Here is a 19,412-nt window from a genome sequence, read left to right on the forward strand (position 1 = left end):
CTACCCCCCCGCCCGCCCGTCCGGGCCCGTCCCAACGCCGGCCCCCAACAACCATTAAACCGCCAAAAACACCTCTTGTTAACGGCGCGGGCGCCTAACGGCCCCCCCCCGGCTCGGGGGGCCCGACGCCTGCGCCGGGCAGACCTCGACGCCCCGCACGAACAGCGGCACTCGCCGCCGTCTCAAGCCCTCCCCTGTCGGCCTCGGTGTCCGTTCGGGGAAGGGCTCAGCCGTCCAGTGAGAGTGCGTTCTTGGCGTGCGCGACGGATTCCTCCGAGGCGGGCCCGCCGGGGTTCTCGGTGGCCAGGGCCTGGTTGAGGGTGACGAAGGGGCGCATCCGCCGCTCGTAGCGGGCATATGCGGCGCGGTGGTCGCCGCCGGCCCGGGCAAGGCAGTCGGCCAGCACGTGGGCGCCCACGAGGGCCAGGCCGGTGCCCTGCCCCGAGAGGGGGGAAGGGCAGTAGCCGGCGTCTCCGAGCAGGGTCACCCGGCCCCGCGACCACGGGTCCATGCGGATCTGGGCCATGGCGTCGCAGTAGAAGTCGGGGGCCTTCCGGGCGGCCTCGGCCAAGCGGGTCCCTTCCCAACGCATCGACGCGAGCTTGTCCACGACGAGCTGCCGGAGGGCGCCGCCGCCGCGGAGGTCGTGGGCGAGGGGGGCGGACTCGAAGCCGAAGGCGATCCTGAGTTCGGTGTTGTCGCGTACGGGCATGATGCCGAAGCCCGCGTCGCCGTCCCGCAGCCACACCTGCCAGTTGTCCAGGGCGAGGAAGTTGTCCGCGCTGAACACCGAGAGGTAGCTGCCCAGGTGATGGGCGAAACGCTTCTCCGGCCCGAAGGCCAGGCGCCGTACGGTGGAGTGCAGGCCGTCAGCCCCGACCACGAGGTCGAAGCTGCGGGACGGTCCGTGCGCGAAGTCGACGCGCACGCCGGTGTCGTCCTCGTCGAGCGCGGCGATGCTGTCGCCGAAGAGGTACTCGACGCCTGCGCGCGTGTGCTCGTACACCATCCTCACCAGGTCCTCGCGCAGCACCTCGATGTCTTCGCTGTCGAGCCGTCCGCTGCTGAAGGTCGCCTCGGTGGAGCGGTCGACCTCGCGGCCGTCGGGGCCGAGGATCGACATGCCGCGCATCCGGGTCCGTACGCGGCTCGCCTGCTCCAGCAGGCCCATCCGCTCCACGACTTCCAGCGCGACACCGCGGATGTCCACGGCCTGTCCGCCGGGGCGCCGGCCCGGAGCGCGTTCGACGACAGTGGGCGCGAATCCGTGGCGGCGCAGCCAGTAGGCGAGGACGGGCCCGGCGATTCCGCCGCCGGAGATGAGTACGGTCTGCATGAGGAGCTCCTCCAGTGCTATGTACGGTGTACGCGCCCTGAACGTACGCCGTACGCGCAGAGCCTTCAACCAGCCGTCTACGCGACGTGTACTAGAGCAGTCCCCTTCCGTTCGGCGTTGCCGCTGCTACCCTCTGTCCTAGTACACAGAAGGAAGGCGGCAGGTCGTGACGAAGACCACAGGGACAGCCGGCGATCCGCCCTATCTGCGCATCGTCGCCGCGATCCGGCGGCGCATCGCGCACGGTGAACTCGCCCCCGGGGACCGGGTGCCCTCGACCCGGCAGATCGCCGCGGAATGGGGCGTCGCGCTCGCCACCGCCACCAAAGCCCTGACCACCCTGCGCCTGGAGGGACTTGTCGAGGCCCGGCCCCGGATCGGCACGGTCGTCGCCGGAACCACCCCCGCCGCACCGGCCCGCAGGCGCCCGTCACCCGTCCCGGACCCCGAGCAAGAGCAGGAGCAGGAGCTGAGCCTCGACCGGATCATCCGTACCGCCATCGAGATCGCCGACGCCGAAGGGCTCCCGGCGCTCTCCATGCGCGGCGTCGCGGCCCGCCTCGGCGTCGCGGCGATGTCGACCTACCGGTACGTCCCGAGCAAGGAAGACCTCGTCCTGCGCATGGCCGACGCCGCGTTCGGCGAGAAGTCCTACCCCGCAGAAGCCCCCGACGCCCCCGAGGATTGGCGTACCCGCATCGAGCTGGGCGCCCGGACCCTGTGGAGCCTGTACCGGCAGCACCCGTGGCTGGCGCAGCTCGGCTCCCTCACGCGCCCGCTGCTCGTACCCAATCTGATGGTCCACGGCGAGTGGGTGCTGAGCGCCCTCGACGGCCACGGACTCGACCCCACGACGCTGTTCGACATCCACGTCCTGCTCTACAGCCATGTCCAGGGCCTGGCGGTGCACCTGGAGATGGAAGCGCACGCCGAAGCCGCCACGGGCCAGTCGGAAGACCAGTGGATGGACAGCCGCGCGCCCGCCCTCCAGGAACTGGTGGAATCCGGCCGCTTCCCGGCATTCACCAAGGTGGTCGGAGCCTTCGAGGACGGCTACGACCTGCGTCTCGACGCGCTCTTCGAATTCGGCCTCAAGACACTCCTCGACGGCCTGACGTCCATCGTCGAAGGCCAGGAAGCTGCCACGTAGAAACACGAGCGAGTTCATCCAGAACCGGGCCCACCCACCCATTCGCGCCATCAGGGCACCCGCCGACGTCCAGTCCTGGCGGGCAGCGGCTCATCTGGAAGAACTACCGATGGGCAGTGGAGCGCTGCCTCCCGATCCGCCGCAGGCGACCACCTACGATCACCATCCGGCTGGGCTCCCCAGCGAGTCACCGGCCGTTGAAGCTCAGGTCGCGTCCCGGACCGGCTGCGGGTAGCCGATCTCGGCGATGTCCTCGGCCAGGTCCGCGAGGGTGACCTCCGCGTTGAGTGACGACACGAGTTCCTGGCTCAGCGGTCGCAGGGCATACACATCGCGCACCGCTTCCAGGTCCACGGGGACCTCGTAGTAGTTCTCGGCGAAGCGCTGGAACGCTGCCGGCGAACGGTCGACCAGGAGCTCGAACAGGCCCGTGGCCCCGTCGGGGTCGGAAAAACCGGCGGGGAAGTCGATCACGCCGTGCTGCCACCGATCGTCCGTCGCCCCCCGCCACAGGCAGGCCGTGACGACGGGCACGTCGTCCTCGTCGGTGAACGCCGGCTCCTCGACAAAGGGCCTGAAGACCTCCGGGACATCGTCGATCACCCCCGGCCAGGGCTCGCCCTCGTTGCCGTACGGGCTCGTCGGTGCTTCGTGGTCGAAGCCGCGGGCATAGGCCCCGGCCTCCGAGAAGACGACGGAGTACTCGTCCCCCGACCCGTTCCGCATCGAGGCCATCTCCTCGCCGTCGGCCCAGCCTGCGTTGAAGGAGTAGCACCGGCCCTCCCAGTCCGGGCTCAGGATCGCATCGAGCATCGCCAGCGAGCGGCAAAGGTTCCGCAGGTCGGCGATGGAAGGGAACTGACGAGCTACGTCATAGACAGTCACGTGCTCATCCAACCGGATGCCCCTGACACCCAGAATCTCCGCCCAGGCCCGTCACACCCAGGAGTGAGTCCGAGGCCGGACGCGCCGTAACGATCCCCCTCAAGGGCGGGCTCTAGCCGGGCTTGATGCTCGCGAGTTGTACGAGCAGCAGGACCAGCCGGTAGGCGACGGCGAAGTCTGTGGCAGTGAAGGTGACCGTCCGGCCACCCTCAGCGCGTGAGACACCTGGCACGAGTGTCGCCAGGTCAACCATGTAGGGGCTGTGCAGGTCGACCTCGACTTCAAGGGGCCCGGCAAGAACAAGTGGCGGGACCGTCGTTCGCGCTCTGACAGCTTCGACGGCCGCCTGGTGCAGACGCTCTCGGGCTTCCTCAGGGTGCAGTGCCACGACAGCGGCCTGGCCGATGGCTTGTTTGACCGCGACGGTGACAGCCGAGGGCACCAGATCACTCAGTTCGGCGCAGGCGGCGTCATCGCCACTGAGCAGTACGACTGGCACACCCACATGCCCGGCCATGGCAGCGTTGAGACCAATCTCGCCCAAGGAACGGCCGGCTACGCGAACGTCCAGGATGGCGTCGCTCATCGTGTGCGCCAGCACAGCTGGACCACTGCCGGCACGGGCGTGGTAACCGACGAACAACACCGCGTCAGTGTGCTCGTCGAGCCCACCGAGCATGCCCAGGGAGCGTGGCTTTCCGCGAACCAGCCGGGCCCGCCGGTCGAGTTCCGCCGGCAGCAGGTTACGGAAAGACCCGTGAGCGTCGGCAACCCACACCTCAGCCGTCGGCTCGACGTCCAAGACACCCGCGATCACGGCGTTCGCGTCGGCCATCATCAGCGCACGGCCTTGCTCGTAGTCATGGCGATCCGGATTCGTCTCGGCAGGATGCACGATCCCCGAGATGCCCTCCATGTCAACAGAGATCAGCACCTTCATGGCCAGGGAGCCTATGCGCCCCGCACACAGGCCGACAGTGCGCATGAGGACTCCTGGTCGGCCGGGACGGCTCGCCGTCAGGGCGCTCCGCTCGGGAAGCTGCGATGAGGCCCCGGCCTCCTCGATGGCGGTGACGGTGGCGGTGGCAGCTGCGATGCCGCCGGACGCTGAAGTCCTTTGCGCGCGCTGCTGCCCGGATGATGAGGTGGCACGGTGACCAACGATGACGAAGCGTCAGCCGTCCGACCGTTGACACTGGCCTGGGTGAGCCGGCACCTGGAGGCCGGCGAACGGATCGTCGGAATCGAGGCGCTGCACGGCGGCATCACTGCCGAGATGCGGAGGCTGACCATCGGCACGCGGGACGGAGGCACCCGCGACCTGGTGCTGCGGAGTTTCGTCGACCCGTTCTCTGTGGAGCGCGCCGAGGACTGGCTGGACAGGGAGGCCGGCGCCCTGGCCCTGCTGGCGGGGACCGGCGTGCCGGCTCCCGCCCTGGTCGCGGTTGATCCGAGCGCCGCGCAGTGCGAGTATCCGTCGCTCCTCATGACCCATCTGGCGGGCCGGACGGTCCTCGACGATGAGGGGGTGGAGACACGCGTCCCGCTGCTGGCCCGTCAGCTCGTGGCGATCCATGCGCTTCGGCCCGCCGAACGGCCCCGGGATTATGTGGCGTTGACGACCGCCGACACCGTCGTCGTACCGAAGGACGCCGACGCGGCGGCATGGGCCGCGGCGATCGACGTGATCCGCAGGCCCGCGCCGCCCGGTGAAGGGCGGTTCCTGCACCGGGACTTCCAACCCGGCAACGTGCTGTTCGACGTGCCGCCCCCAGGGCCGGCAGGTGCGCGGATCACCGGCGTCGTCGACTGGGCGGCGGCCTCCTGGGGCCCGGCGGATCTCGACGTGGCGCACTGCTCCACCAATCTCGCGCTGCTGCACGGCCCGGCGTGGGGTCAGCGGTTCGCCGAGGCGTACGAGGAGGCCGGCGGGGTGCTGGCCGCGACCGCGGGCGAGCGGCTGTACTGGCGGGTGCGGGACGGACTGGCGTGCTCGGAGGAGGTGCGGTCGGTGGCGCAGCCCTGGCGGGAGGCAGGGAGGACGGAGCTGACGACGCGAGCCGTGGAGCAGCGGCTGGACGCCTACGTCACCTCCCTGATGGACGCCTGGGGCTGAGCCGAGGCGGGCCGGAGCGCGGTCCGGGCGCCGAACGACGTCTGCACCGCGGTGACGCTCGTCGAGCAGATCGAAGGGCTCACCGCTCCGCACGCTCGCAGGACTCCGCAGTGCCGTCCCGTGGCGCCGCCCCATACGCCTCCACGTAGACGACCCGTGCCGCCTCCACGTCATCCAGTTGGATCGGCAGCCGATCCAGGTTTCCCACGACGCCTCCCGGAGCCCCGCCGACGGCCGGCACCAAGCGCGGCAGGGGCGACGGGCACGGTCATGATTGGGCCACAGTGGTCGCGGGTCATCGGGGTGGGGTTCGCCGGACCACCCCGCCGGATCCGGCGAGCCAGGAGACCATCCGGCTCCCCGCGTCGACGGCGGCGCGCTGCGCCGCCCCGGCGGCATAGCCGTTCGCGACGATGTCCGGCCGGTCCACGAGGTTCCGGCACGCAGTGGTCAACTGCTGGTAGCCGACCAGCAGTCGGGACCACAGCCGCTGTCCCGTCGGGTCGGGCACCGTGAAATACTCGTCGGCCCGCCGGGTCGCCCCGGCGAGCTGTTCGCAGGTGCCGCCCACTGTGCGCAGCTCCGCCTCGACCTGAGCGTCGGAGGTGGCGTTCACGGCGCCGCCCATTGCGGCGGCGAAGTCACGCTGCGCCGCGTTGAACTCGTTGATGTGGTCCAGGCCTCCGACCGCCGCCCAGGCCTGGTTCTGGGCCAGCGCGATCGCCGCCGAGGGAGCGCTCCTCGTCTGGTCCAGCATCGACTCCGCGCGTTGGGCGTTCCCGCTGCCCGAGCCGGGCAGCTGGGCGACGGTCACCGCTGCGCCGGCGGCCCCGGCCACCACGGCCGCGACAGCCGCGACGGCCGCCACCCGGGCGCCATACCGCCGCCTCCGGCGGGGCAGCCCCACCGCGACGGGCGGCGCGACGTCAGGCGGTACCGCGACGGGGCGCAGCCCGGCCCGGACGCGCCGCCACAGCAGGCCCGCCCCCCGGCCCACGAAGGCGGCCAGGGCCGCCACCAATATCCCCAGGGTCAGCGTGTAGGCCGCCGCGATCTCCACCAGCCTCCACACCGCCCCCGGCCTCCACCCACAGGTGTTGGTCATGACGTTGAACGGGCCGAGGCAGCCGTCCGCACTCGCCAGAACGAAGGCGCCCACCATGCCGATCAGGCCGGCGACGCCGGCTGTGACGAGCCCGGCGAGCAGCCAGGCCGCCCTCGTCACGGCGGCGACGACCACGGCGGTCAGTGCCATCGCGGCGCAGATCACCAGGATCGGCCACATCAGGTAGGTGATCTGGAACGGGCCGGTCATCCGCACGGCCGCCGGGCGCGGTGTGTGCATGTGGGCCTTCGCCGCGGCCAGGGCGGCCCAGCAGAGCAGCCCGCCCGCCAGGCCGGCGACCAGGAGCCTGCCCGGGCCGGGCAGCGCGGCGGCGTTCGGTGACACGGCCGGGGACAGGGGCGAGGGCGAGAGCGGCGGTGCGTCCGGGCCGGGCGGTACGTCCGTGTTCGGCTGTGCGTCCATGTTCGGCTGTGCGTCAGCCGCCCCCGGCAGCGCTTCGGCGAGCCACTTCGCGCGGCGCCCCGGCCGGCGCAGTGCCAGCGCGAGCAACGGCAGCATCCAGAGCAGCGTCTCGGCCCACCACAGGCTGTGGGCCTCGCTGTCGGCGCCGGGCAGGACGCCCACCACCGCGATGACCTCCAACAGCGGGCCGATGTGCGCCGGCGGCAGCCCGGACAGACCGTACGAGCCCAGGAGCCCGGCCGTGGTGAACGGCCACCCGTCGGTCAGGACCTCGCCCTGCGCGTACCACCAGTACAGCACGCAGGCGAGGGCCAGCGAGGCGGCGGCCAGGCCCACGACCATGACGGGGCGTAGCGAGCGCCCGCGCCAGGAGGCGATCCACCACTCGGCGTTCTGTGCGGTCCAGGTCATCGCCAGCACCAGCGCGGCGACGAGGATCAGCAGGGCTTCGGGGTGGTTGGGCCACCAGTGGTTCCAGGCCGCCCTTGGGCCGAGCAGTTCGGCCGCGACGACGCCGGTGCCGAGCCACAGGCCGGCGGGCCATCCCGGTGGAGTCGGCCGGCCGGTGAGGACGGCGTACACCACGGCGCGCCACAGGGCGACGCCGCCGATGCCGACGACGAGTGTCGCGATGAGGACCGCTTTCGCGGGGAAAGCCTCGTAGGGCAGGCTTCCGAGCTGCCAGACGAGGATGTCGGCGGCGAGCCCGGTGAGGAACAGGGGCAGGGCGTCCAGCGCGAACAGTGCCTTCGGGTCGGTCAGGGAGGTCCGGCGCAGTTCCCAGGACGGGTGGGTGCGCCAGAGTTCGACGAACGCGGCGAGGGCCCGCGGCAGTGCGCGGCCGGAGCCCGGCCGGACGGGGACGTTCCAGGACTCCCGGCTCGCGCCCCAGCGGGCCGCCATGAGGTCGGCGTAGATCTCGCGGTTGCGCAGGATCCCGGCCCGCGTGAGGTGGACGGACACCGCGATCAGGAGGCCGAGCACCAGTTCGTGCGTGTTGAACGGGGCGAACTGCCCCCGGGCGTCCGCGGTTCCGGTGAAGAAGAGGTTCTTCACGCCCACCGCGGCCCACGGGAGCAGGACCAGCACAAGGAAGACGCGCCACAGGGCGACGGTGGCGTAGGTGATGCCGATGTCCTTGTTCCGCAGGTGCGCGAGCTCGTGCAGGACCACGGCACGGAACCTTTCCCGGTCCGTGCCGCTTGTGGCGAACAGCCCGCCGTACAGGCAGACCGTGGGGTTGCGCCAGCGGCCGAACACGACGGCGCCGACCTCCGGCACGACCGGGTCGACGACGAACCGGGGCGTGCGGGCGAGCCCGGCCGTGTCCACCAGCTCGTCGAGCTGCTGCCGCAGCCGTCCGGTCGTGTCCAGCTCCTCCAGGGCGACGACCCGGGAACGGCGCGCCTTCCACACCGGCAGCAACCAGTACACCGTGAGAACCACGACGACCAGCAGCGCGCCCACGGCGACGGACACCCCGTCGAAGTTCTGGACGTAGCGCGCCGCGCACACCTTGAGCGCGGACTGGTTCCGGGTGGACAGGACGTAGCCGGCATTCATGGGTGCGCCCGGGTCGAGGCCCGCGGCCAGCCAGCAGGCCATCTCCTTGTCGGCCTGCTGGGAGGAGGCGAGGAGCTGCCAGACGGTCCTCGGGACCATGCTGGCGCCGGCCGCCGCCAACAGGAGCAGGAGCAGAACGAAGCGCAGGGTGGTGCCGGCGGCGAGGACCCGCTCGTCGGGCGGAGGCGGGGCCTGCCGTGGGCCTGCCTCGGGGGCGGCGTCGGCGGGCGCGTCGGTCATCGCGCCTCGCCGTCGGCCGCCGGGTCGGGTTCGGCCGGGTCCAGTGCGGTGCCGCGCGGTTCGGCTTCGGCCGAATCGTGTCCGGTGTCGCCCGGGTCGGCCAGGGCCAGCCGGGCCACCACCGCGTCGGCGATCGCCGACGCGCGCTGTTCCGCCAGGCCCCGCTGCGCGGCCGAGTCCAGCACCGACTGCCGCACCTCGACGAGCTGCTCACGCGTCAGCGGAGGGATCGTCACCGGCGCGGCCCCCTTGCGGAAGACCTTGCGCAGCCCGGCTCTCAGCCCCTTGGCGGCGCCGTCCACCGCGGCGTCCGCGATCCTCTGCCCCACCTGGTCCAGCGCCAGCCACACCACGGGGGTCACCAGCGCGGCGACTTCGCCGAGGCCGAAGCCCAGTGGTTCGCTCCGGCTGCGGCCCGCGAGCCGGCGCACGGCCGACGCGTCGTCGAACCGAGTCAGCCACGCCACGAGCGGCAGTTCCTCTGCGGCGACCTCGGCCACCACGTCACGGACCACATCGCGCACTCGTGCCCCGCCCGGCGCGGCCTTGCGGCTTTCGGAGTGAGCTGCTTCGGAACCCATGGCACCTCCGTGGCCAACTCGCGGCACGCCCAGGCCGGTTGCCGCACCGGTCTCACCTTGACCCAAGGAATCCGACGGGGCAATACCCGGCGGCACTCCCCGTACAATGCGGAGCCGCTGCGCCCGACCGGCCGTGCGCGGCGGCGCAGCCTGGCGGACGCCGGTGCCAGAAGGTCGGCCGGCGGGGAAGCAAGCAGGTGGCCTGGCTCGTCCACCACGGGCAGACCGCGCGCCTGGCCGCCGACACCAGCGGTGCACACAAGAGGCATTCCGTCGGGACGACAGGATCTGAACCTGCGGCCACTTGACCCCCAGGGCTGACATGACTCTGCGTAACAGCTCAAGTGGACATCAGATAGATCGTGTGCAGATAATGCTACCGGGGAGTGGGTGGGTTCGAGGCCGTTCCGAAGAGCCTCGTTCGGGCCGCACAGCATCGCGTGCCGCAGATCGAGGTCGTGCTGCCGAATGTGGACGCGGAGTCAGGCCCTCCCCATGCGTTCAGTTCACCAGCCAGGGCGAAGGGAACCCAGTGACGCACAGTAACGGCAACCAATGCACCGAGCAGGCCATTGAGGCCCGCTACCAGAACTCGTTCGCCCGGTCCGCCGGGTACCTTCCGCCGGACCGGGCCGTCGTCCACGCCTGGCTGGACGAACTCGGCGGGTACGTCGAGCGGCAGCAGACGCAGGGCGCCATCGTCCGGCACAACTCGGTGGCCGAGCTGGCAAGGCTGATCGACCGGGATCCCGTGGTGCGGATGTACGTGAGCCTGATGATCGAGCAGGCTCTGGAGAGCTGGAAGGGCAGGGTGCGCGACATTCCCGGCCTGCTCGACCACCTCGACGCCATCGTCACCTGGGCCCCGCGCTACACCGACAAGATCCACTTTCCGATGTCCGCCCTGTTCGTCGACATGATGTACACGCCGGCCGGAGAGGTGATCTTCCGCAACAGGGACCTCAACAGGGCGCTCGTGGGGATCCTGCGGGAGTGGTGCACGTACCTGGACAGCCCTGCCAGCCGCGAGGTGCTGACCACCGACCAGTGGCTGTCAGCGGATGCGAGGAAGGAGCTCAAGCTCGACGACTTCGAAGTCGATTTCACCCAGCCCTACGGTGGGCTGGCCTCGTTCAACGACTTCTTCCACCGGGAGGTCAGGCCCGGCAAACGCCCGGTCGCGGGCAGCACGGATCCCAAGGTCATCGTCGCCCCCAACGACGGCAGGGTGGTCAAGATCCAGGGCAACGTGCGGCGCACCGACGAGTTCTGGGTCAAGGGCCAGCGCTACTCCCTCTACGACATGCTGGACGGCAGCGATCTGACGGACGGCTTCGTCGGAGGCGACGTCTACCAGTCGTTCCTCTCCGGCGGCGACTACCACCGCTGGCACACCCCGGTCAGCGGTACGGTCATCAGCGCACGGGTTGTCGAGGGGCTGACGTTCACCGAACTCGAATCGGCGGGCCACGACGAGGATGCCGGCGTTCAGTCGCAGATCTACGAGGCCTCGGTCAACGCCCGCGCCCTGATCTTCGTCAAGAGCCCCGACCCCGTCGGCATCGTCTGCGTGATGCCCATCGGCATCACCGAGATCTCCTCGCTCACCATCGGGGTCACGCCGGGGCAGCACGTCGACAAGGGCGACGAGCTGGGATATTTCAGCTACGGCGGCTCCAGCATGGTCCTGGTCTTCCAGCCGGGTGCCGTAGCCGCCTTCGACGTGCCGGACAACACGACCGGAGACATGGAGAAGGGCCAGTGGTGCGCGGTCAACTCGCAGATCGCCCACACCCGTTGAGCTCAACGCCATTGCGTTTGGCTGTTCGGCGGCTGGTCAAGTCCCTGACGACGAGGAACGGGACCTCTGGTAGATCACTTGCGTCGAGCAAGATGATCAAGACCCAGGGGTCCCGTTGCACGCCGCCGCCGGCAAACGCAACGGCGTTGGTCTCCGGCTGCTGAATCGATCACCTGCTCGGGCTGCCCATCACGCCTTGGGCGACTTGTAGATGGTGGCGGCCATCGCTCCCAGTTGCTTGTTGGCCTTGAGCGCGAGGTCGATGGCATCGCTCACGGAGTCACTGGGCACCGGAATGTTGTTCACGTAGATCGCGAAGGCGTAGCGGCGGCCGTCCTTCGCATCGATATAGCCTGCGAGCGCCTTCGTGCCGAGAGCCAGCTTGCCCTGGTAGGAACTGACCAGGGTGCCAGTCTTCGCACGGATGTGTCCTGCGGCGGGATCGGTGCGCTCGATGACGTCGGCAAGCGAACCGTCGACGCCCATGCTCGGCATGGAGTCGTAGAAGACGTCGAAGTCGTCCTGTCGTGCCAGGTGCCGCAGCAGCGCCACCTGGGCAGTCGGCGTCGCCTTGTCGCCGGGGAGGCCCTGGGCATCGACGAGGCTCACTGAATTCGGATCCACACCTGAGTGAGCGAGGAACTCCTTCTCGATCTTCATGCCGTCCGCATAGGTTCGTTGCCCGTTGTGTGCTGCCATCAGCGGCGGCAGAAGGTTCGCCCCGAGATTGTGGCTGACCTTGTTGATCAGCTTTGCGTACTCCTTGAAGGGCGGAGAAGTGTAGGTCGCCGATACGGGCAGCGAGCTCACTTCCGCCGACGGAGGAAGCTTGCTGTCGGGGTTCGCTCCCAGCGAGGGGGCGGATACGTTGACACCGTTTCTGGCGAGTGCCTCGATGAGGACGGTACGGGCGAACGCCGCCGGGTCGGGAACCTGGTAGGTCGTCACGAAGGGAGCCTTCACGTCCGCGGGCACGGAACCTCGGACCCGGATATGACCAGGACTCACGCTTTCAGTCGTCACCGTCGGCTTGCTTCCGGCGGGTGTGGTCGTCACCTGCGCGTCGACGCCGAAGGCGGCCGTCTTCGGGCGCCAGTCGACCTTGGCCGGCTCGCCGGGCGCGCCCGGCGTGATGAGCACGTCGATCAGGTTGTCGTTGACGATGGCCGGAGTGACCGGCACCCCGCCGATCGACACCGGATCCCAGAGTCGGTTGTCGATCACCACGTCGCCGTCGACATGGCGGACTCCACTGGCCGCGACCTGTCGAGCCAGCTCGTCGACACCCGCCAGCGGATCCTCTTCGGTGATGGTCGCCATGCCGGGTACGGCGTTGGCGTCGTAGTGGTCGAAGTCGGGGACGTCCAGTCCGCCTGACGCGGTGGTCCGCCCGCCGAGTGCCAGATCGCCGCTCCCGACCAGGATGAGATCGCCGGAGAGCCGCCCGTCCGCGGAGACCGTACCCGAATGCACCACGGGCGTACGGAAGCGATGGTCGTCACCCAGGACATCGAGCGCAGCACTGACCGCGAAGGTCTTGGCCGTCGAACCGGTCATGAACTGGGAATCGGCGCCCTTGGATTGGACGACCTTCCCCGTCTGCAGATCGGCGACCTGCAGGCCCCACTGGCCCGACGACCACGGCGCGGTACTCATGAGCTTCTGCAGGTCGGCGCTTACCCGTGTGGCACCCGGTGCCGGAGAGGCTGAGTTGTCCGTGGAGTTGTGGGAGCACGCCGTCATCGCCACGGCAGCCGTCATCGAAGCGGCGAGCGCCAGGGCTGTACGCCGCCGTACCCGAGGTGTCTTGATTCCGGAGAGGGAGTTGCTTGGCATTCGTTCTTTCCTGTTCGAATTTCGCGCTCGATCGAACGCTTCCGGCCTGGTTGCTGCGCGACGGCTAGGACTTCCCGCCCTTGCCGATGGCGATGCTGCCGTTGCGGGTCCGGACGGCCACGGAATGGCCGCTCGCGTCGTCCTTCGCGACGTTCACGGTGACGTCGCCCTTCTTCGCGGCCGTGCGGACCGCGTACTTCGATTCCGGCAGGCCCAGCTCGACGTTGCCGTCCCTGCTCTGCACGTCGACCAGGTCGGGCACGGCGGCCAGGCCCAGGTCGACGTTGCCGTTCCGCGACGTGACGCTGACGGACCGGGCGGAGATCCCGTCGCCCTTGATGCTTCCGTCGCCGCCTTCCAGGGCCAGCTTGGCTCCGTGGAGGTCCGACAACCGGACGTCGCCGCCGGCGGTCCTGGCCGAGAAGTCCGCGGTGAAGCCGGTGGCCTCGATGCGCCCCTTGCCGCTCTCGGCGGTGACGGCGACGGCGCGCGGCACCTTCACGGTGTACTTCGCGCTGCAGCCCACCGAGATCCCCGTGCAGTCCAGCGAGAGTGTGAGCGTGCCCCCTTCGAGCTGCCAGCCGGACCCCACCTCCCCGCCGACCTTCCTGCCGCTGACCCGTCGTTCCACCTGAACGCCCTCGATGTCGGCGGCCACCAGCGCGAGGTCGGCGGAACCGGAGTTGACGGTCAGGCTGCCACCGGCGAAGTCGAAGGACTTCGATTCCACGGTCGCGTCGGCCGATGCGCCGTCCGTGGTGCAGGCCGTGGCGGCGAGGCCGAGGAGCGCGGCTGCGCCGAAGGCGAGAAGCGTGCGCGTGGTCGGTTTCATCGAATTCTTCCTTCGTCAACGAACATGGTGGTGTGGATTCCCGCACCCCGGTTCACGAGCGCAGCGCCCGGACCGCGACCGTGCGCGACACCCGGGCCGCCTGCAGGACCAGCGCGAGGCAGGTGGTGACCAGCGTCCCGGCGGCGAGCGCCCCGAGCGTGGCCCAGGGGAGGCCCGCCAGGACCCGGACGACGTCGATCCGGGCTCCCAGGGCGATGGTGAGACTCGACACGGCGACGAACAGCGCGCCGAAGACGATCGCCGTCCCCGCGTAGATCGCCCCCTCGTAGACGATCGACCGGGTGACCACGCCCGGCCGCGCACCGGCCACCGTCACGACGGCGGAGTCACGGGCGCGCTCCCGCCCGACGAGGGCGATCACGGCGAGGCCCCCGACCCAGGACACGACGAAGACCCAGCCCAGCACGACCAGGATGTTGTCCAGCCCGGCGCTGCCTCCGGGCATGACCTTCCCCATCACCATGAAGAGGCCGACGAACGACAGGGAGAGCGCGAAGGGCAGCACCGTGGTGACGCTCCTCGTCGCGCGGGCCCGGCACGACTGCACGGCAAGGTGCCAGGCGACGCCGCGCGAGGGCACCAGCGCCGTCCAGAGCTTCATCAGCGGGGTGAGCACCCACGGCCCCATCAGCAGCAGCAGGCAGAGGAGGAAGAGGTTCCCGGCGAACGCGAAGGCCGTCCGCTGGGCGAGCCCGCCCTTGAGTTCGAGGCCCAGGCCGGGGACCCACATCCCGACCACACCGGCGAGCAGGCACAGGGCGAGGCCACCGCGGGCTACGCCCGGCCGCGCCGGGGGATCGGAGAAGTCCCGGAAGGCGCGCATCTCCGGCGTCCTGGCGGCCCGCCGGGTGACGCCCCAGCCCCCGAGCAGGCACGGAACCAGTCCGAACAGCACGCTCACGCCGACGTACCAGAACCGGAACCCGACCGAGGCCCCGTGCAGTTCGAGACCCGTCCCCTTCCACTGCGCGAGGGCGACACCCGCGACCAGCAGGGCGAGCGGTGCGGCCAGCGCGCCGGCCACCGCGCCCAGCACCACCATCTCCGTCCGCAGGATGAACCTGACCCGGTGGCGCGGAATCCCGAGGATCACCCACAGGGCGTGCTCGCGCCGCTGGGTCGTCAGCGTCAGACCGACCGCGGAGGCGACGATGCCCACGGCGGCGAGCACGGTGAAGAAGACGATGTTGCCGCCGAGGGCGATCGACGCGGAGACCATCCGCGCGTCACCCGCCGCCCGCGCCGCCGAGACGGCGGTGAACATCGCGATGGCCGAGCCCGCCGAGCACGCCGCGCCGACCGTGGCGCACAGGAGCGTCCACCACCACATCGACGCCTGCAGGCGGATGTCCGACAGCACGAGCCGGATCACGACTCCTCCCCGCCCGCTTCGTCCGCCGACTGCGCCGCGAGGACGGCGTCGCCCACCGCGCGGGAGTCGCCACCGGGGATGACGGCGTGTACCCGCCCGGACCCCATCACCACGACCTGATCGGCCCGCGCGGCCGCATGAGGGTCGTGGGTGACCATGAGCACCGTGCTCCCCTGCGCGGGAAGCGCCTGCAGCCAGTCGAGCACCACATGACCCGACTTGAGGTCGAGCGCACCCGTCGGCTCGTCGGCGAAGACGATCCGCGGCTGGTTCGCCACCACCCGGGCCACCGCGACGCGCTGGCGCTCGCCACCGGAGAGGCGGTCGGGGCGTCGCCGCGCGTGCTTGGCGATGCCGAGCCGCGCCATGGCGTCCTCGACCCGCGCCCTGGGCACCCGGCGGCCGGCGAGCCGCGCCGGCAGGGCGATGTTGTCCTCGACCGTCAGCGAGCTGACGAGGTTGTACTCCTGGAAGACGAAGCCGATGTTCTCGCTGCGGAACGCGGCCTGCTTGCGGGGGCTGAGTGAGCGGACGTCCGTCCCGAGGATCTCGACGGACCCCGCGGTCGCCCGCTCCAGCCCGGCCGTGCAGAGCAGGAGCGTCGACTTGCCCGAACCGGAGGGGCCGACGACGGCGGTCAGCCGGCCTTCGGGAATCTCCAGGTCGATGTCGTGCAGGACGCGCGTCGTCTCGCCCCGGCGGCCGGGAATGGGGAATTCCGTCCGAAGGCCGCGCAAACGAATGCACGGCACGGGAGCGGTAGTGGAAACTGGCATGAATCAAGGAAAGCAGGGCCGGGCAGTGGAGTGCACGGGCGCCTGCAATGCTATTGGAGGTAGACTTGGATCTACCGCCTGACCGATCCGAACTGTGCGAAAATGTTGATCATGGCGCAGATTCGTGTTGCCCGGAGGCTGCTGACCGAATTCGTCGCAGTGGCCGCCTTTCCGATTCTCCTGATTTCCGTTCTCGCTGCGCCGGTCTCGGTTCCGGTGGTGGCCGAACTGGACCGCGCCAGGGCGCAGTGGTGCGGAGTCCGGACGATGCCGCTGCGACCCGCCGGCCGCAGCTGGCCGCAGTGGGTGGCCGGTCGGCTGCGGACACGGTCGGTGTGGAGGACCGACCTCCCCGTGTTCGTCACCGCCACGCTCCTGTCCGCGCTCTCGCTGTTGGTGGGCTTCTTCGGATTCTTCGGCGCTCTGGCGCTGGTTTTCTCCCCCGTCCTCTGGGGTTTCGGCATCGCCGCGAAAGTCGGCCCGTTCACCCCGGCCGCCCTGTGGGAAACCCTCGTGGCGGTGCCCGCGGGAATCGCCCTCGGTGCGGTCACCGTGGGCGCGCTGGCCGGCATCTCCCTGCTCCGCGACCTGCTCCTGCGGGCCTTCTCGGGGAGCCGGAACCCCGACCTGCTCGCGAAACTGGAGGAAGTCCGCGCCAGCCGGGCCTCGCTGACGGCGGCCTTCGAGAACGAGCGCCGGCGCATCGAGCGTGACCTGCACGACGGCGCCCAACAGGAACTCGTCGCCCTCGTCATGCGCCTGGGAATCCTGGAAGCCGCAGCGACGGCCACCGACCAGGAACGGATCGTCCAGCTGGCCCGCCAGGCCCAGGCCCAGGCGGAGCGCGCGCTCGAACGGCTGAGGGAGACGGTGCGCGACATCCACCCCAGCGAACTGAGCGATCTCGGCCTCATCGCCGCCGTCCGGGAACTGGTGGCCAGATCACCGTTGCAGGTCGAACTGACCAGCACCGGTACGGACGCCTGGCTCTCCTCGACGATCGCCACGGCCGTGTACTTCACGGTCTCCGAAGCCCTGACGAACATCGCCAAGCACGCGGGCGTCGGGAGCGCCCGGATCGAGATGCGGTGCACCGAGAGCGGCGTCCGCGTCCGGGTGGGCGACGACGGCGCCGGCGGCGCGCGGATCAGCACCGGATCCGGGCTCTCCGGGCTGCGTGAGCGGATGCGAAGCGTCGGTGGGAACCTCGAAATCATCAGCCCGCCGGGCGGCGGAACGGAGGTCGTGGCATCCGCCCCGGCCCAACCCCCGTGGTGACGGAATTCGACAGGGAAAAGCGATGGGAAATCGATTGTGAGAATCATCCTGGCGGACGACAGTCTGCTGATACGCGCCGGAATCCGGGAGATCCTGGTTTCCAGTGCCCACGACGTGATCCGCGAATGCGAGGACGCCGACGAACTGGTCGCCGCTGTCGACGACCTCGCCGCCGCCGGAGCCGCCCCCGACCTGGTGATCACGGATGTTCGCATGCCGCCCGGGAACACCGACGACGGACTCCGGGCCGCGATCGACATTCGGTCGCGGCACCAGGACCTGCCGGTACTGGTCCTCTCCGCCTACGTCACGGGCCCGTACGTGCGCGAACTCCTGAACGGCCCGGGCGCCGACGGGGCAGTCGGCTACCTGCTCAAGGAGAAGGTGGGCAGAGTGGCGGACTTCCTGCGGGCCGTCGAGACGGTCTCCGGCGGCGGAGTGGTGATCGACCCCGAGGTGGTTCGCCACGTCACCCGCGCCGACCCGCCGCGGGGCCCGCTCGCCCGGCTCACGGCCCGCGAACAGGAGGTGCTCGCTCTCATGGCCGAAGGCCGCTCCAACGCGGAGATCGCGGCAGAGCTGTTCCTCTCGGGCGCCGCCGTGGCCAAACACGTGGGGAACGTCTTCCTGAAACTCGGCATGCCCTCCGGCGAGGACAACCGCCGGGTGAAGGCCATCCTGACCTGGTTCGAATACAACTAGGACTTCAACGCCGTTGCGTTTACCGGCGGCGGCGTGATGCAAGTCCGTCTTCCATGACGTGGATCTCGACAGAAAGGGCGTGGGTCTGGGTGGTTTGCGGGTGTTTTCCTGCGTTCGGCCCGTACTTGCTCGTTGGGTTCTTGCGGCTGCGGGCCTTGACGCGCTGGCGCCGCGCGGTGGGCAGAAGGTTGTCCAGGACCATCCGGCCGATCGGTCCGAGCAAGGAGTCGGGTCCGGCGGCGTGTATGCCGGTGGCGGTGGTGACCTGATCGGCGGCATTGCCCGCTCCACCTTCACCCTCAATGGCCATATTAAATGATTTCTATTGAGAATACCTCACACCCCATATTCCCCTTCCGTCACTACACACTCAATCACCCCTCACAGGTAGCGGAATTTCACCGAAGCACTCGACACCGTTCTTCGGATGTGGGACAGTCAATTTGAACCACCTGGTTTTGAGGAGCACAAGTTGCCCGTTTCCAGGAGATTGATCTCGCCCGATGGACACATCTGGGAAACCGACGAAATCACGGCCCACGTATTCGCCGCCACCGAACTCCTCGCACACCGTGGCGTCGAACCCGGTACGCGGGTGATGATGAGCGGGGCCAATTCCCCGGAATGGGTCGTCGCTCTGCTCGCGCTCATTCACCTCGACGCCTCGGTGGTCCTGGCCGATCATCGCGCCACCCCGTCACAGCGGTCGAAGATCCGCGCCCAGGCGCGCGTGGTGCTCGAAATCAGCGACGGTACGGGCCGCACCGCGGCGCCGCGCCCCGCTTCGAACACCGCGGCCGTGCCCGATGTCGCGAGCTGGGCACGGCGCCAGGACGCCGCGATCTCCTGGTCGTCGGGTACGACCGGCAGCCCCAAAGGCATCGTCCGCTCCGGCCGTTCGATTCTGGACAACCTCGCGCTCAGTGCGGAACGCATGGGGTACCGGCCCGACGACGTCTTCCTGCCCATCCTGCCGTACTCCCACCAGTACGGTCTGTCCCTGGTCCTCTGCTGGTGGCTGGGCGGAGGCACTCTCGTGGTCTACGGGCCGACCACGCGCCTGGACCGTGCGCTCGCGGTCGGCGTCGACCACGGCCTCTCCATCGTCGACGGAGCCCCGTCGACCTACTACAGCCTGCTCAACGTGCTCGACCGCCGCCCCGCCCTCGTGACCGCACTGGAGACGGTACGAGCCTGGTGCGTGGGCGGCGCGCCGCTGGGGAGCAACCTGGCGGCCCGGTTCCACGCCCGCACGGGCCGGCACCTGCTCGACGGCTACGGAGCGACCGAGGCCGGAAACATCGCGCTGGCGCCCCCGACCGATCCGGTCGGGTGCGGCACGCCGCTGCCCGGTGTGGTCGTCGAAGTCCACGACGACCACTGCAGGCAGCTTCC

16 protein-coding genes are annotated in these 19,412 nt (G+C 70.0%); 6 read left to right on the forward strand and 10 right to left on the reverse strand.

The window, feature by feature from the left end; translation table 11 throughout:
* Nucleotides 1-226: 226 nt before the first annotated feature.
* A complete protein-coding gene (locus ACFV61_RS19920; RefSeq protein ID WP_380492983.1) occupies nt 227-1,336 on the reverse strand; it encodes an FAD-dependent monooxygenase in 1,110 nt (369 codons plus the stop codon).
* Between the two features lie 166 nt (nt 1,337-1,502).
* On the opposite strand from ACFV61_RS19920, the gene ACFV61_RS19925 reads away from it, so the two are divergent.
* Nucleotides 1,503-2,486, forward strand: a complete 984-nt coding sequence (locus tag ACFV61_RS19925) for a TetR/AcrR family transcriptional regulator C-terminal domain-containing protein (protein ID WP_380492985.1) — start codon at nt 1,503-1,505, stop codon at nt 2,484-2,486.
* A gap of 204 nt (nt 2,487-2,690) precedes the next feature.
* Here ACFV61_RS19925 and ACFV61_RS19930 read toward each other — a convergent pair whose 3' ends face one another.
* A complete protein-coding gene (locus ACFV61_RS19930; RefSeq protein ID WP_380492987.1) occupies nt 2,691-3,371 on the reverse strand; it encodes a hypothetical protein in 681 nt (226 codons plus the stop codon).
* A 112-nt stretch (nt 3,372-3,483) separates the two neighbouring features.
* Entirely contained in the window at nt 3,484-4,311 is an 828-nt protein-coding gene (locus ACFV61_RS19935; RefSeq protein WP_380492989.1) for a M55 family metallopeptidase, read from the reverse strand.
* Between the two features lie 264 nt (nt 4,312-4,575).
* Here ACFV61_RS19935 and ACFV61_RS19940 point away from each other — a divergent pair, with 264 nt between their 5' ends.
* Nucleotides 4,576-5,487 (forward strand): phosphotransferase family protein, encoded by a 912-nt coding sequence (locus tag ACFV61_RS19940; protein ID WP_380492991.1) that lies wholly within the window; start codon nt 4,576-4,578, stop codon nt 5,485-5,487.
* Between the two features lie 295 nt (nt 5,488-5,782).
* Here the strand turns inward: ACFV61_RS19940 and ACFV61_RS19945 are convergent, their stop codons facing one another.
* Nucleotides 5,783-8,818 carry a M48 family metallopeptidase gene (locus tag ACFV61_RS19945; RefSeq protein WP_380492993.1) on the reverse strand — a complete coding sequence of 1,012 codons (3,036 nt, stop codon included), beginning with the start codon at nt 8,816-8,818 and terminating at the stop codon, nt 5,783-5,785.
* Nucleotides 8,815-9,399 carry a hypothetical protein gene (locus ACFV61_RS19950; protein ID WP_380492995.1) on the reverse strand — a complete coding sequence of 195 codons (585 nt, stop codon included), beginning with the start codon at nt 9,397-9,399 and terminating at the stop codon, nt 8,815-8,817. Before ACFV61_RS19950 ends, ACFV61_RS19945 begins: the two co-directional genes overlap by 4 nt.
* A gap of 532 nt (nt 9,400-9,931) precedes the next feature.
* Here ACFV61_RS19950 and ACFV61_RS19955 point away from each other — a divergent pair.
* Nucleotides 9,932-11,200, forward strand: coding sequence for a phophatidylserine decarboxylase associated domain-containing protein (locus ACFV61_RS19955; RefSeq protein ID WP_380492997.1), 1,269 nt, complete (start codon nt 9,932-9,934; stop codon nt 11,198-11,200).
* A gap of 189 nt (nt 11,201-11,389) precedes the next feature.
* Here ACFV61_RS19955 and dacB read toward each other — a convergent pair whose 3' ends face one another.
* The 4 genes from dacB to ACFV61_RS19975 form a co-directional block, all read right to left on the reverse strand.
* Nucleotides 11,390-13,036 carry a D-alanyl-D-alanine carboxypeptidase/D-alanyl-D-alanine-endopeptidase gene (dacB, locus tag ACFV61_RS19960; protein ID WP_380493002.1) on the reverse strand — a complete coding sequence of 549 codons (1,647 nt, stop codon included), beginning with the start codon at nt 13,034-13,036 and terminating at the stop codon, nt 11,390-11,392.
* A gap of 64 nt (nt 13,037-13,100) precedes the next feature.
* Nucleotides 13,101-13,868 (reverse strand): DUF4097 family beta strand repeat-containing protein, encoded by a 768-nt coding sequence (locus ACFV61_RS19965; RefSeq protein WP_063351926.1) that lies wholly within the window; start codon nt 13,866-13,868, stop codon nt 13,101-13,103.
* 52 nt (nt 13,869-13,920) lie between these two features.
* A complete protein-coding gene (locus ACFV61_RS19970) occupies nt 13,921-15,261 on the reverse strand; it encodes an FtsX-like permease family protein (RefSeq protein WP_380493004.1) in 1,341 nt (446 codons plus the stop codon).
* On the reverse strand, nt 15,258-16,037 hold the full coding sequence (locus ACFV61_RS19975) for an ABC transporter ATP-binding protein (RefSeq protein WP_244293782.1): 780 nt from the start codon (nt 16,035-16,037) through the stop codon (nt 15,258-15,260). The genes ACFV61_RS19970 and ACFV61_RS19975 overlap by 4 nt, the downstream gene beginning before the upstream one ends.
* Before the next feature lie 102 nt (nt 16,038-16,139).
* Between ACFV61_RS19975 and ACFV61_RS19980 the strand changes: the two genes are divergently transcribed.
* A complete protein-coding gene (locus ACFV61_RS19980; protein WP_380493006.1) occupies nt 16,140-17,315 on the forward strand; it encodes a histidine kinase in 1,176 nt (391 codons plus the stop codon).
* A 33-nt stretch (nt 17,316-17,348) separates the two neighbouring features.
* The gene (locus tag ACFV61_RS19985) at nt 17,349-18,017 is read left to right on the forward strand and encodes a response regulator transcription factor (protein WP_208869262.1); all 669 of its coding nucleotides are present in this window, start codon (nt 17,349-17,351) and stop codon (nt 18,015-18,017) included.
* 19 nt (nt 18,018-18,036) lie between these two features.
* Here ACFV61_RS19985 and ACFV61_RS19990 read toward each other — a convergent pair whose 3' ends face one another.
* Nucleotides 18,037-18,327, reverse strand: a complete 291-nt coding sequence (locus ACFV61_RS19990; RefSeq protein WP_380493008.1) for a hypothetical protein — start codon at nt 18,325-18,327, stop codon at nt 18,037-18,039.
* A gap of 162 nt (nt 18,328-18,489) precedes the next feature.
* Between ACFV61_RS19990 and ACFV61_RS19995 the strand changes: the two genes are divergently transcribed.
* A partial coding sequence (locus tag ACFV61_RS19995; RefSeq protein WP_380493010.1) for a class I adenylate-forming enzyme family protein occupies nt 18,490-19,412 on the forward strand: 923 nt, incomplete at its 3' end.

The organism is Kitasatospora sp. NPDC059817 (genome assembly GCF_042731835.1).
Taxonomy (GTDB): Bacteria; Actinomycetota; Actinomycetes; order Streptomycetales; family Streptomycetaceae; genus Kitasatospora.